Raw genomic sequence first — 15,384 nt, 5'->3', positions numbered from 1 at the left:
CGAGCTGCCAACGCCGGTTCCGGGCTCCCACCACCGTCGCGGCGGGAGCCCGGCGTGCGTCACCTGCTGGCCATGTAGTCCTCGTAGGCCTTGGTCACCTCGTCGGTGGTGCCGTCCATCCGGATCTGGCCCGACTCCAGCCAGATCGACCGCTCGCAGGTGTCCCGGATCGAGCCGATCGAGTGGCTGACCAGGAACACCGTACCGGCGTCCGCGCGCAGCTCCCGGATCCGCTGCTCGCTGCGACGCCGGAACCGGGTGTCGCCGGTCGCCAGCGCCTCGTCAATCAGCAACACGTCGTGCTTCTTGGCCGCCGAGATCGAGAAGCGCAGCCGGGCCTGCATGCCCGAGGAGTACGTCCGCATCGGCAGGGAGGCGAAGTCGTCGCGCTCGTTGATCCCGGAGAAGGAGAGGATCTCCGGGGTCATCTTGCGGACCTGCTCGGGACTCATCCCCATCGCCAGACAGCCGAGAGCGACGTTGCGCTCGCCGGAGAGGTCACCGAGCAGGGCCGCGTTCACCCCCAGCAGGGACGGCTGGCCCTGGGTGAAGATCCGGCCGCGGTTGACCGGCATCAGCCCGGCGATGGCGCGCAGCAGGGTCGACTTGCCGGAGCCGTTGCTGCCGATCAGCCCGACCGCCTCACCGCGGTACGCGGTGAAGCTGACGCCCCTGACCGCGTGCACCTCACGCAGCGTCGGCCGTTGCGGCTGCCGGGAGATGATGCGCCGCAGCGCGGCGACGGGGGAGCCGGCGTTGCCCGACCCGGCACCGTAGACCCGGTAGATGAGGTGGGCGTCGTCCACGATCACCGTGGGGATCCGCTCGCCAACGGCCGTGGTGGCCGCGTCCGCCGGTACGTTGAGCTGCTCAGCCACGACCGTACTCCTGTTCTCCGCGCCAGAAGTAAACATATCCGCCAATACTGACCACGGCCGCCCAGGCGACCGCCAGCAACCAGAGTCGCGGCGCCGACGAGGTCAGCGGCGCGTTCTCCAGCAGCGCGTGCCGGACCAGCTCGATGTAGATCAGCAGTGGGTTGAACTGCACGAGGGTGGCCAGCGCTGCCGGCAGGTTCTGCTCGAACACCTTCACGCTGTAGAGCACTCCGGAGCCGTACATCCAGGTCCGCATGACGAACGGCATGATCTGCTTCATGTCGGTCAGCTTCGAGCCGAGCCGGGCGAGGATCAGCGACAGGCCGATGTTGAAGATCGCCTGGAGCAGCATCGCGGGCACCAGCAGCAGCCACTCCAGCGTGATCGGCTCGCCGGTGATCAGCACGATCGCGATCAGCACGACCATCGCCGTGACCAGGTTCTGGAACTGGGTGATGGTCACCGCGATCGGCAGGCTGGCCCGGGGGAAGTGCAGCGCTCGGATCAACCCAAGGTTGCCGGTGATCGCCTGGGTGCCGCCGAGCGTCACCGAGCTGGTGAAGTTGAAGACGAACAACCCCACGCAGAGATAGGCGATGAAGTTCGGCACCGACCTGCTGGTGCTGAGGATCACGCCGAAGATGAAGTAGTAGACCGCCGCGTTGGTCAGCGGGGTCAGCACCTGCCACAACTGGCCCAGCCGCGCCTGACTGAACGTCGAGACGAGCTTGGCGTTGGCGTACGCCGTGATGAAGTGCCGATAGGACCACAGTTGCCGCGTGTAGAGGCCCAGCCCGGGTCTCGCTCCGGCGACGCTCAGGCCGTGCCGGGCGGCGAGTTGCGCCCCGGTGAGTCCCGAATCGGCGTCGGCCACCGCCGTGTTGGACATGTGAAGGCGCTCCGATCTTGTTGTGGGTGCTCGACGGCAGAGCGCGGCCCGCACGCGGCGCGTCGCTTCGTCGTTGCGTGGAAGGTAGTGGACGATACGTCGCGACGCAACCGTACCGTCGCTGCGGTACATTGTCCCACGTGACGACCGAGAAGAGGCGTGCTCCGGTGGGCGCGGCGGTGCTGCGTGGTGAGATCACCACGGCCATCCGCCATGCCCTGATGCAGGAGCTCGCGGCGGTCGGTTACGGACGGCTCTCCATCGAGGCGGTCGCCCGCCGGGCCGGTGTCAGCAAGACGGCGATCTATCGGAGGTGGAGCTCCAAGCCGGAGCTGGTCCTCGAGATCGTCTCCTCCGCGGCAGGGCAGGGCGTGCCCCTGCCGGACACCGGCGATCTCCGAGGTGACTTGGAGATCCTATTCATGATCATGGCCAGGGCGCTGCGTCACCCGCTGGCCGCGCAGATCATTCCGGACCTGCTGGCCGAGGCCGCCCGCAACCCGCAGATCGCGCAGATGCTGGAACAGGTGCTGCGGACCAACCAGCGCGACATCGCCGGCCAACTGGTCGGCCGGGCGATCACGCGCGGACAGTTGGGCCCGAACATCGACCGCGACCTGGCGGTCGATCTGATCGTCGGCCCCCTCTACTGGCGGCTTGCCGTCACCCGGGTGCCGTTGTCCGTGGAGGACCTGCCACGACTGGCGACCGTGGTCGCCACTGCTCTGGAGGTAGCATGCCAACCGACTGTCCGGGCAGAGCCGGGCTTCCATCCAACCCCCATGACGCCGGACATCGATCCGATCCATCCCTGACCGCGTCGGTACCACCCGTTTCGGTACCCACCGGACCGGCTAGCATCGCGTCCCGAATGAACCCCCTGTCCCGAGGAGGAAGCCCATGTCTGGGCTGAACGCGGAATTCATCCCCCCCGCCCGTCCGGTGATCGGCGAGGCCGAGATCGAGGCGGCTGTGCGCGTGCTGCGCAGTGGCCTGGTCGTGCAGGGTCCGGAGGTCAAGGCGTTCGAGGAGGAGTTCGGAGAGCTCGTCGCCGGGCGGCACTGCGTCGCGGTGAACTCCGGTACGTCCGCCCTTCAGCTGACCCTGATGGCGCTCGGCTTCGGCCCCGGCGACGAGATCATCGTGCCCTCGTTCTCCTTTGCGGCCAGCGCGAACGCCGTGCGCCTGGTCGGCGCCGTGCCGGTCTTCGTGGACATCGAGCCGGGCAGCTTCTGCATCGACCCGGAGGCGGTCGTCGCGGCGATCACGCCGCGCACCGTGGCCATCATGCCGGTGCACCTCTACGGGCACCCGGCCGCGATGGACCGGATCATGGCCATCGCCGAGCAGCACTCCCTCGCCGTCGTCGAGGACGCCGCCCAGGCCCACGACGCCGCGGTGAACGGGCGGCCGGTCGGCGCCATCGGCACCGCCGGGTGCTTCAGCTTCTACCCGACCAAGAACATGCACTCGCTCGAGGGCGGCATGGTCACCACCGCCGACCCCGAGCTGGCCCGGACCCTGCGGCTGCTGCGCAACCAGGGCATGGAGCAGCGGTACGCCAACGAGATCGTCGGCGCCAACATGCGGATGACCGACGTGGCCGCGGCGATCGGCCGGGTGCAGTTGCGTCAGCTCCCCGAGTGGACCGAGCAGCGGCGGGCGAACGCCAAGTTCCTCGACTCCAAGATCACCGGGATGGTCACCCCGCCGGTGGCCGACAACGCGCGCCACGTCTACCACCAGTACACGGTCCGGGTGCAGGGCGGTAACCGCGACGCCGCCCAGCGGCGCCTCACCGAGCTGGGCATCGGCAACGCCGTCTACTACCCGACCCCGATCCACCGGCTCAAGCCGTACCTCAACGAGGACGGCCAGCCCGGTCCATGGGAGCTGCCGGAGACCGAGCGGGCCGCCGCCGAGGTCATCTCGCTGCCGATCCACCCGTCGCTGTCGCCGGCCGATCTGGACCGGATCGCCGAGGCCGCCAACCTCGCCGGGGGTGCCCGATGAGCGCCAGCCAGGGACGCAAGCTGCGCGCCGGCCTGATCGGCCTGGGCGCGATGGGGCGCAACCACGCCCGGGTCCTCTCCGGCCTGGACGGCGTCGAGCTGGTCGGTATCGTCGACCCGGCCGGTGACACCACCGGCACCCTGCGCGCGCCGGTGGTGCCCGAGCTGGGCGACCTGCTCGCGCTCGGCATCGACTACGCCGTGGTGGCCTGCCCGACGGCGCTGCACGAGCAGATCGGCGTGGAACTGGCCGCCAACGGCGTGTCCGCGCTGATCGAGAAGCCGCTCGCCCAGTCGGTGGAGGCCGCGACCCGTCTCGTCGATGCGTTCGAGTCCGCCGGCCTGGTGGCTGGCGTCGGCCACATCGAGCGGTACAACCCGGCCCTGCAGAACCTGCGCACCCGCCTGGAGGCCGGCGAGCTCGGTGAGGTCTTCCAGGTCGTCACCCGCCGCCAGGGCCCGTTCCCGCACCGGATCGCCGACGTCGGCGTGGTCATGGACCTCGCGACCCACGACATCGACCTGACCAGCTGGGTCACCGGTCAGGAATACACCTCGGTGTCGGCCCGGACGGTCTCGCGCAGCGGCCGGCTGCACGAGGACATGGTCGCCGTGGTTGGTCAACTCGCCGACGGCACGATGGTCAACCACCTGGTCAACTGGCTGAGCCCGCTCAAGGAACGGTCGACGGTCATCACCGGTGACCGGGGCTGCTTCGTGGCGGACACCCTCACCGCCGACCTGACCTTCTACGCCAACGCCGCCATCGACACCGAGTGGGAGGCGCTGCGGGCGTTCCGCGGCGTCGCCGAGGGCGACATGGTCCGCTACGCCATCCCGAAGCGTGAGCCGCTGCTGGTGGAGCACGAGCGCTTCCGGGACGCGGTCGAGGGCAAGGACAGCGACATCGTGACGCTGCGGCAGGGGCTGCGGACCGTGCAGGTCGCGGCCGCGCTGCTGCGGTCCTCCGCGGACGGCAGCACCGTCGACGTGTCGCCGGGGAACGTCACCACCGTGCCGGTCGCCTGACGATTCCGTCTCGGCGGCTGGCAGAGAACGTCCGGGCGGGGCCGGTCATCGCAGATGACCGGCCCCGCCCGACGGGCAAGCTGGGACCCGTGGTTGCGGCCCGCTGACGCGGGCCGCACTGGCTCACCTGTTGACAACCTGGAGGACACGCATGGAACCGCCCACCCGCCGCCCCCGTCTGGCGGTGATCGTGGGGAACGGGATCACCGGCGACTCACGAGTCCAGAAGACCGCGCTCGCCGCTGCCCGCGCCGGCTGGGACGTCGCTCTGTTCGGGAGTGGCGGACGGGTGAAGCCCCAACGCTCGATGATGGGGTCGGTCGAGGTGATCCGCCTGCCCATCGGCAGCCACCTGCGGGAGCGGGCCAAGGGCCACCGGGTACGCCGGGTGGTCACGCAGTTCGGCTTCTCGGACAAGTCGGTGATGGTGCGCAAGGGCGCCGCCCACAAGACCTGGGTGCGGCAGACCACCGCGCGGATCGGCTGGCTCCGCGACAGCCAGCACCGGTCGCCGGCCGCCGCCCCGATCGCGGTACCCGCCAGCCGAGCTCTCGGCGCCCTCGTCCGGGTCAGCCGGGCCGTGCACCAGTTCCGGGTCCGGGCGTTCAACTGGGAGCAGCGGCAGGAGGGTCGGCCGACCGGCGACTGGCGGCGGGACTGGCCTCTGCTACTCGACCTCGACCTCGCCTTCGGGCCGGCGATCGAGGAGTTCAAGCCGGACGTCATCCACGCCAACGACGTCACCATGCTGGCACCGGCCGCGCTCAGCGCCGCGAGGATGCGGGCCCGCGGCGAGAAGGTCGCCTGGATCTACGACGCCCACGAGTACGTCAACGGCGTCGAGTGGCCGAAGGAGACGCAGGCCAGCGCCTACAAGGCACTGGAGCGGCAGTACATCGGCCATGCCGATGCGGTGGTCACCGTCTCCGACGAGCTGGCCAGGATCCTGCAGCGCGACCACAAGCTGGCGAAGACTCCGCTGACCGTGCTCAACGTCCCCATCCGGGGCTCCATCGGCACCGTGTCCGACCCGCCGTCGGTGCGGCAGGCGTGCGGCGTGGCCGACGACGTACCGCTGATGGTGTACGCCGGCTGGGTGGCTGCGAACCGGGGCCTCGGCACCGCCGTCGCCGCCCTGCCCGAGCTGCCCGACTTCCACCTCGCCATCGTGTCCGGTCGGATGAGCGCCGACCTGACGGCCCTGCTGGCGCAGGCAGAGTCGCTCGGCGTCAAGGACCGGGTGCACGTGGTGCCCTACGTGCCGCAGCACGCGGTACCGGACTACCTCTCCACGGCGGACATCGGCATCATCCCGCTGCACCACACCCTCAACCACGAGATCTCGCTCCCCACGAAGCTGGCCGAGTACCTGCACGCCGGGCTGCCGGTGGTGGCCAGCGACGTCAAGACACTGGGCGCGTACGTGACCGAGCACGGGGTCGGCGAGGTCTACCCGGCCGAGGACGTCGCCGCCTTCACGGCCGCCGCCCGGCGAGCCGTGGAGAATCGGGCGGAGTTGGTCGCCCGAATCACCGAGCCGATCCTGTCGGAACTTTCCTGGGAGGAGCAGAGCGCCGGCCTGCTGCGGCTGTACCAGGAGATCTCCCGGGTCGCCCCGGCCGCCGAGTCCCGGGCGGACCTGGCGTGGGCGGTGGACGAGCAGCCGGTGCTGCCGGCGACCACCGCCCCCACCACCACCGGGGCGCCGGGGCTGCCCGCCTGGCGTCCGCTGGACGTCACCCGGGTCCGGCTGGGTCTCGGGCCGGCGAACTACGCCGGTCAGGCCGGCGCCTTCGCCCAGGCGATCTGCCGGGACAACCCGGACGTCTCGGCCGAGGTGATCATGCGCAAGACCTCGCCGACGCTTGTCTACCCGGCCGACGTCTACATCGACCCGGACCGGCTCATCCGGGAACTGCCGTACCAGATCGAGCAGCTCAACCGGGTTATCGGCCGGTACACGCACCTTGTCGTCGACGCCTTCCTGCCGATCTTCGGCGCGTTGAACGGCGACAACATCGAGTTCGACCTGCCCGCCCTGCGCCGGGCAAAGATCAATGTGGCGCTGCTCGCGCACGGCAGCGAGGTGCGCCACCCGCTGCGGCACATGGAGCGGCACGAGGACTCGCTCTTCTTCGACGCCCCCGAGGGGTACGTCAAGCGGTTCACCTCCCGGGCGGAGCGCAACCGACGGGTGGCCGAGGAGTCCAGGCTTCCGCTCTTTGTGACCACTCCGGACCTGCTCGACGACCTGCCCTGGGCGACGTGGGCGCCGCTCGTGGTGGATCTGGATCTGTGGGCCACCGATGAGCCGGCGCGGCCGTCGTCCCGGCCGGTCGTGCTGCACGGCCCGTCGAAGCGCTGGACCAAGGGCACCGACAAGATCCTGCCGGTCCTGAACGGCCTGCACGACGCCGGTGCGATCGAACTGCGGCTCGCCGAGGGCGTGCCGTGGAGCGAGATGGTGGAGATGGTCAAGTCGGCCGACATCGTCGTCGACCAGATCACCACCGGCAGCTACGGCACGTTCGCGGTCGAGGCGATGGCCGCGGGCAAGGCGGTGGTGGCGTACCTCGCCCCGAGCGTCGAGCGGACCGTGGGCGAGCGCCCGCCGATCGTCAACGCCACCGCGAAGACGTTGCTGCCGGTCCTCGAGTCGTTGGTCGCCGAGCCGGACCGCATCGCCGAGTTGGGCCGTGACTCGGTCGAGTACGTCCGGCGGGTGCACGACGGTCGCCGGACCGCGCGGGCCTTCGAGGCGTTCCTCGCGTCCTGACCGGACCGTTGACGGCGAACGGGCCGGCGTCCCTCGCAAGGGGACGCCGGCCCGTTCTCGTTGGACCGTGCCGGGTCAGCCGGCGGGGACCAGGTAGTCCAGGCCGAAGCAGACCCTCGGGGCGGCGCTGCCGTACTCGGCGGCGTCACGGGCGATCTGAGCACCGAGCGGAATCGACGCCGGATCGGTGATCACCATCAGCTCTGGCGGTGCGGCCCGCAGCACGTGCCGCGCCAGCAGCGGGAACTGCCCGCCACGCTGGAGTCGGCCGTACGCGGGCAGGAAGATCCGCCGGTGCACCCGGTCGGCGATGCGCCGCTCGTACGCCTTGCCCGCGCGCTTGCTGAACGCGGCGAGCCGCCCCCGACCGGCCATCCGGAAGGCGAACCGGGGTGCCCGGAAGAGCAGGTTCTGTTCGACACGGACCGGGAGCCGACGCCGGTCGAGGTCGGCGAGGCTGACCACCCGTACCCCGGCGGGGAAGCGTTCGCGCCGCCACGCCGCGGCGTCGCTGATCAACACCGTCGCGCTGCCGCCGCCGGCCACCACCTCCGCCGACTCCTCCAGTACGGCGCGCTTACGGGCACCGCCGACCGCCAGGAACAACACCCGCTGCTCAGCCATCGAGCCGTACCCCCTGCTCCGTCGTCTCCGAGCCCGCCGCCTCCGCCGGGAACCAGGCGCGGCGGTGTGCCTCCGCCGTCGCCTCGTAGCTGTACCGGGCGGCGAGATCGCGCCTCGCGCCCGTGATGTCGAGCCGGTCGAACCGGTCGCGCAGCCGCCGGTAGCCCGCGAGCAGGGCGTCCGGAGCCTCCTCGACCTCCACCAGTTCGGCGACCTTGTCGGCCACCCCACGTAGGGTCTCCTCCGGCCCGCCGCACTTGGTGACCAGCACCGGCATGCCCGCGGCGACCGCCTCGACGATCGTCATGCCGAACGTCTCGAACCGGCTCGGGTGCACCAGCAGGTCGTGCTCGCGCATCAGCCGCAGCGCCTCGTCCGGCGGCACGGCCCCGGTGTACGTCACCGCGTCGGTGACGCCCAGCTCGGCGGCGCGCTTGTCCAGTTCGGCCCGTTGCGGTCCCTCACCGACCATGGTGAGGGTGAGGGTGGGGTCGTCGGCGCGGGCGGCGGCGAACGCCTCCACCAGCCAGAGAACGCCCTTGCGCTCGTTGAGCTGGCCCACGTACAGCCACCGACGCAGTGCCTCGACGGGCGCCGGGCGGGGTGTGCCGAAGGAGACCGGGTTGGGCACGTAACTGATCTTGTGAGCATGGTGCGGGAACGCCTCGACCAGCGGGTCACGGACCGGGTCGCCGACGGCGAACAGCCCGGCGCAGCGGTGTAGCACCTCGTCGTACATGGCCCGAGCCTCGGGCTGGGCCAGCACCAGGTTGAGGAAGGTGGCGTGCTCGGTGACGAAGACCCGGGCGTCCGGGCGGGCGTTCTGCAGGGCCGCCCAACCACCGGGAAGGCCGACGTGCGCGTGCACCACCGGTGCGTCGATCGGCTGCCCGCCCAGCGCCGCGCGCAGGGTCACCTCATGCCGCCGCGCGATCACCGCGTAGTCGCTGGTGACGATCAGCGGTACGGGCACGTACAGCATCTCGGCGCCGCCGACGGTACGACTCCAGTGCAGCGACCGGTGCATCAGCTCCAGGTGGCGCCGCTCGATCTCCGCGCCCTGCTCCGGTGTCAGCCGGTGGCCCCACTCCTCGGAGTGGTAGAGCCGGACCCGGTCGTAACCGGGCGCGGTGGCCTCCACCATCGCCTGCACGAACGCGCCGTTGAAGGGTCGTTGTCGGGTGGGGTACCAGGGCGTCACGATAGCTACATCTGCCGGTTCTGCCACGTGGGTTCCTTCTGGTCGTCTCGGGGACACCATGGTCGCACCGTCTCGGCGTCAGACGCGGGTCGGGCTACGACCGCTGGGCTGGGGGCCGGTAGGCGGCCAGCTCCCGTTCCAACTCGCGCAGCCGGTCGTCGCGCTGCGCCAGTAGCTCCCGCTGCCGCTCGACCTCTGCCCGCAGCTCGCGCAGCTGCCCGCGCAGTGGCCGGTGGACCAGGTCGGTGAGTTGGTATTCGTTCACCATCCGCAGCAGGGTGCGGGGGTCGTCCGCCCGCCCGGGTGGCGCGTGCGCCGCCCGCCGGGCCTGGGCCGCGTCTTCGAGGTGCCTCCGGGTGGCTGCCGGCCGGTCCACCCGCGCCACCACCAGCGCCGCGTACACGCCACGGATGTTGGCCGTGCTCAGCGGGACGGTCTCCAGGATCTGGCACCGCGCGCTCGTCAGCGCGGACAGCAGCAGATGGGTGGGCAGGTCGACGATCGGCCAGCCGAGCAGGAGCACCGACCGGTGCCCCGGGCGGCAGTCGGCGAGAACGGCCAGCTCCTCGGGCAGGACGTGCACCGACGGTTGGGATCCGACCAGACCGACCAGTAGCTGCTCCGCGCCCGGCGGGTCGTCCCGGACCACGGCCGGGTCACCGCGCCGGTACGTCACCTCCTCGGGCAGCTGGTAGTGCCGGACGAGGTCCACCGGCCCACGGCTGACGTCGAGCACCTCCCGAACCCCGTCCAGCTGTGCGGCGAGCAACTCGGACACGCGCATCGGTCGACCCTCTCCCTCACCACTGCCGGGTGAACACGTGGAAGCCCATCGGGTTGCGCCGGAAGCCGTACGGCCGCCAGCCGTCATGGCGCAGCCCGGCCGCCCGCAGCAGCGTCACGTACCGGTCCGGCCCTCGTACCACCTGGTAGTCGCCGAAGGTCTGGTCACCCGGCCCGCCCCAGTCGCTGACCACCAGCCGACCGTGCAGCCGGACCAGCGAGGCGAGGTTGCCCACCGAGCGTTCCCACTCCGCCTCGTCGAGGATGTGGAAGAGCACGTCGACGGCCGTGACCACGTCGTAGAGCACGGGGCTGCGCCAGCCGGAGAGGGTCGACTGGTGGAACCGGACGGCGCCGCCCTCGGCGCGGCAGGTCTCGATGGCGGTGGAGCTGGCGTCGATCGCGTCGACCTGATGCCCGAAGCGGGCCAGTTGCCGGCTGAACCAGCCCTTGCCGCAGCCGGCGTCGAGCAGTCGCAGCGGCGCGACGGGGTCGGCGTGGTGGCCGATGATGTCGAGCAGCATGCCGAGGCGGAGGATGTAGAACATCCGGTTGGCGGACTCGTCGTAGGACATGTCGCCGCCGGAGCGCAACGCGCTCTCGGTACGGTGCCGCCGATCCCAGTAGGCGGCGTTCTCCTCGCGGCTGAGCAGGGCCACGTCGGTCAACCTCTCAGAAGACTGCCCGGACGTACGGGATCTTCGACGCGCCGATCGAGACGGCGAAGGACGACACGAGCACCACGAGGTAGGCGCCGACGATCACCGGCAGCGAGTCGGCCGCGTACACCGCCGGGATGAAGGTCCGCAGTGCCTCCAGGATCAGCAGATGCACCAGGAAGACCCCGAACGACGCCTCGGAGAGACGGACCAGCCACGTCGAGGCCCTCGGCCCAGGCGCCAGCCGTGCACCGAGGGTGATTCCCACCAGGAAGATGCAGATCGTGGCGATCGCGATGCTGGTGCCCAGGTAGCTGATCGGCATCAGCGCCTGGAGCGTCCGATGCGCCGGGCTCACCCCCCACTGCCAGACACCCTCGGCGAGCAGGACCACCGCCACCGTCGAGGCCACCAGCACGGCTCGCCGGCTCAGCCGAACCGACCGCAGCGCCCAGCCGGCGACGAAGTAGCCGACGTACGGCCACCAGTGGGTCAGCGCGCCGAGGTGGATCGGCCGGGGCACGCCGATCAGGACGGACACCCCGACCGTCGCGAAGGACACCAGTGTGAAGCTGAGCGCGACGGCGGCCAGGACGCGGGCCCGCCGCTCGCCGCCCTGCGACAGGAAGGCGGCGATCACGGGCGCCACCAGGTACAGCCCGGCGATCAACCAGAGGAAGTACATCGCGGTGAAGATCTTGCCGTCGATGAGCAGCTTGATCACGCCATTGCGGGTCAGGTCCTCGCCGCGCATGAGCACCCGGGCCACGATCAGGTAGACCAGGTTCCAGACCACCAGGGCGGGCAGGATCCGCGCGAAGCGCTTCCGGTAGAAGGCCGCGGGCCCGGCCGCGTGCGCCCGAGGCGAGAGCACGAGCGCCCCGCTGAGCATCACGAACAGCGGCACGGTCCAGCTCGCACCGAGGTCGATGGCGGTCGCCACCCACCACTGCGTCGTACCTCTGAGGTCGCGGTTCGACACGACCAGGCCGATGGTGTGGATCGAGACGACGCCGCAGATCGCCAGCACCCGGAGCACGTCCAGCGAATACTGGCGTGCCGGTCGGGCGGGTGCGGCCGGGGTGCTGGGCTCCGTCGGGCCTGCGGCCCCCGAGGCGCTGGTCGAGCCGGTGGTCGCCGCTGGGACGCGCGCCTGGGCGGGAACCGGGAAGGATTCGGCTGGGGCGGACACCCGGCAGATGCTATACGCAGCTCGTCGGCGTGACCCGGGCGAAACGGTATGTCGGCTCCGTCGAGATTCGGAACTGTGTCATCGGTTGCCGTACACTCGCCGGGGTCTTTCAGCAGGACCTGTTCGACAGCCCGCGGCGGCGAGAGGCGACAAACTCAGCATGAAGGTGGACGGCACTGCCCAGACGGCCTCGCGGGGCCGGGTGGTGATGCTGGTGGACAACCGCGTCAACGGTGACTCCCGGGTGCAGAAGGCGGCCCGGTCGGCCGCCGACGCCGGTTGGGAGGTCATCCTCCTCGGCAAGTCTCCGGTCACGGAACCGCAGAGCTGGCGCTTGGGCGACGCCGAGGTGCGGCTGCTGCCGATGCCCGACCCGCTGGCCCGCCGCCGCCACGAGTTCCGCCGAGCCTGGCTGCGCTGGCCGCTGGCGTACCCGCCGAACGGGATCGCCGCGCACCGCGCCCAGTGGGTCAAGGCGTGGCGGGAGGATCTGCGGGTGCGCGAGGCGCAGCTGACCCTGGCCGCCCGCGCCGGCACCGCGACCAGGCTCGCCGCCCGCCGCCGGATGCTCCAGGTCGAGGAGGCCGGCGCCCAGATCCTGGGCAAATGGGTCTCCTTCCGCTACTGGCAGCTGACCCGGGCGCGCAAGGGGCGCAAGTTCCGCAACCCGTGGGACCGCGCGTACACCAAGTTCTGGCAGCTGGCGAAGGGTGACGGCGCGTGGCGCCGGCTGGAGCCCGGCCTGTGGGACTACGAGCTGGCCTACGGGCCGGTCCTCGACGAGCTGCGGCCCGACCTGATCCACGCCAACGACTTCCGGATGCTCGGCGTGGCGGCGCGGGCCAAGATCCGCGCAGCCGCCGCCGGCCGCGAGATCAAGGTCGTCTGGGACGCGCACGAGTTCCTGCCGGGTCTCAAGCCGTGGCAGGACAACGCCCGCTGGCTGCCGGCGCACCGGGCGCACGAGCGGGAGTACGCCCCCTACGCCGACGCGGTGATGACCGTCTCGGACGCGCTGGCCGACCTGCTGCGCCAGGAGCACGGGCTGGCCGTCCAGCCGGACGTGGTGCTCAACGCCCCGTCGGCCGGGCACGGTGACGTCGAGCCGGAGACTCCGGCACCCGACCTGCGGGCGCTCTGCGGCGTCGGCGCCGAGGTGCCGCTGCTGGTCTACAGCGGGGCCGCCGCTCGGCAGCGGGGCCTGGACATCATGGTCGAGGCCCTGCCGCAGTTGCCCGGGGTGCACGTGGCGCTCGTCGTCAACAAGCCGGCCGGTCCGTACGTCTCTCAGGTGCTGGCCCGCGCGGCGAAGCTCGGGGTGGGCGACCGGGTGCACGCCCTGCCGTACGTCAAGCACTGGCAGGTGGTGCCGTTCCTCGCCAGTGCGGACGCGGGGGTGATCCCGATCCACCACTGGCCCAACCACGAGATCGCGCTGATCACCAAGTTCTTCGAGTACTCGCACGCCCGACTGCCGCTGATCGTCAGCGACGTGAAGACGATGGCGGGCACGGTCCGGTCGACCGGGCAGGGCGAGGTGTTCCGTGCCGAGGACGTGGCCGACTACGTCCGCGCGGTCCGCGCGGTCCTGGCCGATCGGGAGCGCTACCGCGCGGCGTACGACCGTGCCGGTCTGCTGGAGAGCTGGACCTGGGAGGCGCAGGCCGAGGTGATGGACGCCGTCTACCGGCGGCTGCTGCCCGGCCGCCCGACCTCCGCGGCGGGCCCGGCCGGCACCGGAGGACTACCGGACGAGTCGCAGCCGACGGTCGGGGTCGGGGCGTGACCGCACCCGACGTCACGGTGATCACCGCGGTCTACAACACCATGCCGTACCTGACCGGGTGCCTCACCTCGCTGGTGGAGCAGACCATCGGACGGGACCGGCTGGAGGTCATCGCGGTCGACGACGGCTCCACCGACGGCAGCGCCCGGGAGCTGGACCGGTTCGCCCGGCGCTATCCGGGCACGGTCAAGGTGCTCCGGCAGCCCAACTCCGGCGGGCCGGCCGCGCCCAGCAACCGTGCCCTGGAGCAGGCCACCGGCAGATACGTCTTCTTCGTCGGCTCCGACGACTACCTCGGGCCGCAGGCCCTGGAGCGGCTGGTCGCCGCCGCCGACCGGTACGGCTCGGACGTGGTGCTCGGCCGCACGGTGGGAGTGAACAGCCGCTACATCCACCAGGCGATCTTCGCCGAGACCGTGGTCGACGTGGACCTGTTCGACTCGGCGCTGCCCTGGTCGCTGTCGAACACGAAACTGTTCCGGCGCGAGCTGATCGAGCGGCACGGGTTGCGGTATCCGGAGGACATGCCGGTCGGCAGTGACCAGCCGTTCACCATCGAGGCGTGCTTCCGGGCCGGGCGGATCTCGGTGCTCGCCGACTACGACTACTACTTCGCGGTGCGTCGGCTCAACGCGCGCAACATCACCTACCGGAGCCGGCATCTGGAGCGGCTGCGCTGCGCGGAGTCGCTCGTCGAGTTCGTCGCCGGCCTGATCGAGCCCGGCAAGCGGCGTGACGCGGTGCTGGTGCGGCACTTCGCCTGGGAGATCGCCAAACTCCTGGAGAACGACTTCCTGCGGGTGGACCGGGAGACCCAGGAGCGGGTCCGGGCCGGCGTGCAGGCCCTCGCCGAGCGGTACCTGACCGACGACATTCGCGAACAGCTCCCCGTCGAGGCGCGGGTCCGGTTGGCCGCCGCCCGGTACGGGGACCTGGACCACCTGCTCGCGGTGATCCGCCAGGACGCCGAGCAGGGCAGCCCGGCCGCCGTGGCTGACGGCGACCGCTGGTACGCCGGCTATCCCGGCTTCCGCGACCCGCGACAGGGCATTCCCGACGCCTGGTACGAGATCACCGACAGCCTGGCCGACTGGGTCGCCCGGCTGGACACCGTCTCGTTCGTCTTCGAGGGGACCAGGGCGCTGCTGGTCACCGCGCGCAGCCCGCGTACCGACCTGGCCGACCTTGCCACGGAGATCTGGATCGGCGCGGGTGACGCCGCCGGCGTCACCACCGCGGTCACCGCGGACGCCACCGGCACCACCGTGCGGGCGCGGATCCCGCTGGACCGGGTGCTGGCCGACGCCACGCCCGGCGGCGAGCTGCGGACCATCCAGACCCACGTCGAGGTGCACGGCAACACGGGCGTGGCCGCCGTCCGCGGCCCGCGGCGCCCGGTGCCCCAGCGGGCCGTGCTCCGCCGTGGATCCCGGCTGTACGTCTTCACCAGCACCACGAACCACAAGGGTCAGCTCGTCATCGCCGTAGCACCGGTGACGCCGCGCCGGCTGATGGCCCGCCTGCGACGCAGGCTCCCACAAGGAGGAAAGTAGTA

At 71.1% G+C, this 15,384-nt stretch carries 13 protein-coding genes; 6 read left to right on the top strand and 7 right to left on the bottom strand.

Annotated elements, in window-relative coordinates; all coding sequences use genetic code 11:
* Positions 1-59: 59 nt before the first annotated feature.
* Both OG505_RS16705 and OG505_RS16700 read right to left on the bottom strand, forming a co-directional pair.
* Entirely contained in the window at positions 60-914 is an 855-nt protein-coding gene (locus tag OG505_RS16705; protein WP_405425509.1) for an ABC transporter ATP-binding protein, read from the bottom strand.
* Positions 871-1,767 carry an ABC transporter permease gene (locus tag OG505_RS16700; protein ID WP_405425507.1) on the bottom strand — a complete coding sequence of 299 codons (897 nt, stop codon included), beginning with the start codon at positions 1,765-1,767 and terminating at the stop codon, positions 871-873. The genes OG505_RS16705 and OG505_RS16700 overlap by 44 nt, the downstream gene beginning before the upstream one ends.
* Positions 1,768-1,946: 179 nt before the next feature.
* Here OG505_RS16700 and OG505_RS16695 point away from each other — a divergent pair, with 179 nt between their 5' ends.
* From OG505_RS16695 to OG505_RS16680, 4 genes are all read left to right on the top strand, one after another.
* The gene (locus tag OG505_RS16695; RefSeq protein ID WP_405434540.1) at positions 1,947-2,582 is read left to right on the top strand and encodes a TetR/AcrR family transcriptional regulator; all 636 of its coding nucleotides are present in this window, start codon (positions 1,947-1,949) and stop codon (positions 2,580-2,582) included.
* Positions 2,583-2,667: 85 nt separating this feature from the next.
* Positions 2,668-3,780 (top strand): DegT/DnrJ/EryC1/StrS family aminotransferase, encoded by a 1,113-nt coding sequence (locus OG505_RS16690; protein ID WP_405425506.1) that lies wholly within the window; start codon positions 2,668-2,670, stop codon positions 3,778-3,780.
* Positions 3,777-4,808, top strand: coding sequence for a Gfo/Idh/MocA family protein (locus tag OG505_RS16685; RefSeq protein ID WP_405425505.1), 1,032 nt, complete (start codon positions 3,777-3,779; stop codon positions 4,806-4,808). The genes OG505_RS16690 and OG505_RS16685 overlap by 4 nt, the downstream gene beginning before the upstream one ends.
* A gap of 151 nt (positions 4,809-4,959) precedes the next feature.
* Positions 4,960-7,584 (top strand): glycosyltransferase, encoded by a 2,625-nt coding sequence (locus OG505_RS16680; RefSeq protein ID WP_405425503.1) that lies wholly within the window; start codon positions 4,960-4,962, stop codon positions 7,582-7,584.
* Positions 7,585-7,659: 75 nt separating this feature from the next.
* Here OG505_RS16680 and OG505_RS16675 read toward each other — a convergent pair whose 3' ends face one another.
* The 5 genes from OG505_RS16675 to OG505_RS16655 form a co-directional block, all read right to left on the bottom strand.
* Positions 7,660-8,208 (bottom strand): hypothetical protein, encoded by a 549-nt coding sequence (locus OG505_RS16675; RefSeq protein WP_405425501.1) that lies wholly within the window; start codon positions 8,206-8,208, stop codon positions 7,660-7,662.
* Positions 8,201-9,409, bottom strand: coding sequence for a glycosyltransferase (locus OG505_RS16670; protein ID WP_405425500.1), 1,209 nt, complete (start codon positions 9,407-9,409; stop codon positions 8,201-8,203). Before OG505_RS16670 ends, OG505_RS16675 begins: the two co-directional genes overlap by 8 nt.
* 94 nt (positions 9,410-9,503) lie before the next feature.
* Positions 9,504-10,193 carry a hypothetical protein gene (locus OG505_RS16665; RefSeq protein WP_405425498.1) on the bottom strand — a complete coding sequence of 230 codons (690 nt, stop codon included), beginning with the start codon at positions 10,191-10,193 and terminating at the stop codon, positions 9,504-9,506.
* A 16-nt stretch (positions 10,194-10,209) separates the two neighbouring features.
* Positions 10,210-10,851 carry a class I SAM-dependent methyltransferase gene (locus OG505_RS16660; protein ID WP_405434538.1) on the bottom strand — a complete coding sequence of 214 codons (642 nt, stop codon included), beginning with the start codon at positions 10,849-10,851 and terminating at the stop codon, positions 10,210-10,212.
* Between the two features lie 13 nt (positions 10,852-10,864).
* Positions 10,865-12,043 carry an acyltransferase gene (locus OG505_RS16655; protein ID WP_405425496.1) on the bottom strand — a complete coding sequence of 393 codons (1,179 nt, stop codon included), beginning with the start codon at positions 12,041-12,043 and terminating at the stop codon, positions 10,865-10,867.
* Positions 12,044-12,203: 160 nt separating this feature from the next.
* Here OG505_RS16655 and OG505_RS16650 point away from each other — a divergent pair, with 160 nt between their 5' ends.
* Entirely contained in the window at positions 12,204-13,829 is a 1,626-nt protein-coding gene (locus OG505_RS16650; RefSeq protein ID WP_405425494.1) for a glycosyltransferase family 4 protein, read from the top strand.
* Positions 13,826-15,382 (top strand): glycosyltransferase family 2 protein, encoded by a 1,557-nt coding sequence (locus tag OG505_RS16645; RefSeq protein WP_405425492.1) that lies wholly within the window; start codon positions 13,826-13,828, stop codon positions 15,380-15,382. The genes OG505_RS16650 and OG505_RS16645 overlap by 4 nt, the downstream gene beginning before the upstream one ends.
* The last annotated feature ends 2 nt before the right edge of the window (positions 15,383-15,384 follow it).

This window comes from Micromonospora sp. NBC_00617, assembly GCF_045161355.1.
In the GTDB taxonomy this organism is placed as follows: Bacteria; Actinomycetota; Actinomycetes; order Mycobacteriales; family Micromonosporaceae; genus Micromonospora.
This window is presented reverse-complemented; position numbering and strand designations above follow the sequence as displayed.

What these genes read in the sequence shown, in the direction of transcription:
- OG505_RS16705 (WP_405425509.1), bottom strand. Translation starts at nt 914, where the DNA reads ATGTTTACTTCTGGCGCGGAGAACAGGAGTACGGTCGTGGCTGAGCAG.
- OG505_RS16700 (WP_405425507.1), bottom strand. Translation starts at nt 1,767, where the DNA reads ATGTCCAACACGGCGGTGGCCGACGCCGATTCGGGACTCACCGGGGCG.
- OG505_RS16690 (WP_405425506.1), top strand. Translation starts at nt 2,668, where the DNA reads ATGTCTGGGCTGAACGCGGAATTCATCCCCCCCGCCCGTCCGGTGATC.
- OG505_RS16685 (WP_405425505.1), top strand. Translation starts at nt 3,777, where the DNA reads ATGAGCGCCAGCCAGGGACGCAAGCTGCGCGCCGGCCTGATCGGCCTG.
- OG505_RS16680 (WP_405425503.1), top strand. Translation starts at nt 4,960, where the DNA reads ATGGAACCGCCCACCCGCCGCCCCCGTCTGGCGGTGATCGTGGGGAAC.
- OG505_RS16675 (WP_405425501.1), bottom strand. Translation starts at nt 8,208, where the DNA reads ATGGCTGAGCAGCGGGTGTTGTTCCTGGCGGTCGGCGGTGCCCGTAAG.
- OG505_RS16665 (WP_405425498.1), bottom strand. Translation starts at nt 10,193, where the DNA reads ATGCGCGTGTCCGAGTTGCTCGCCGCACAGCTGGACGGGGTTCGGGAG.
- OG505_RS16650 (WP_405425494.1), top strand. Translation starts at nt 12,204, where the DNA reads ATGAAGGTGGACGGCACTGCCCAGACGGCCTCGCGGGGCCGGGTGGTG.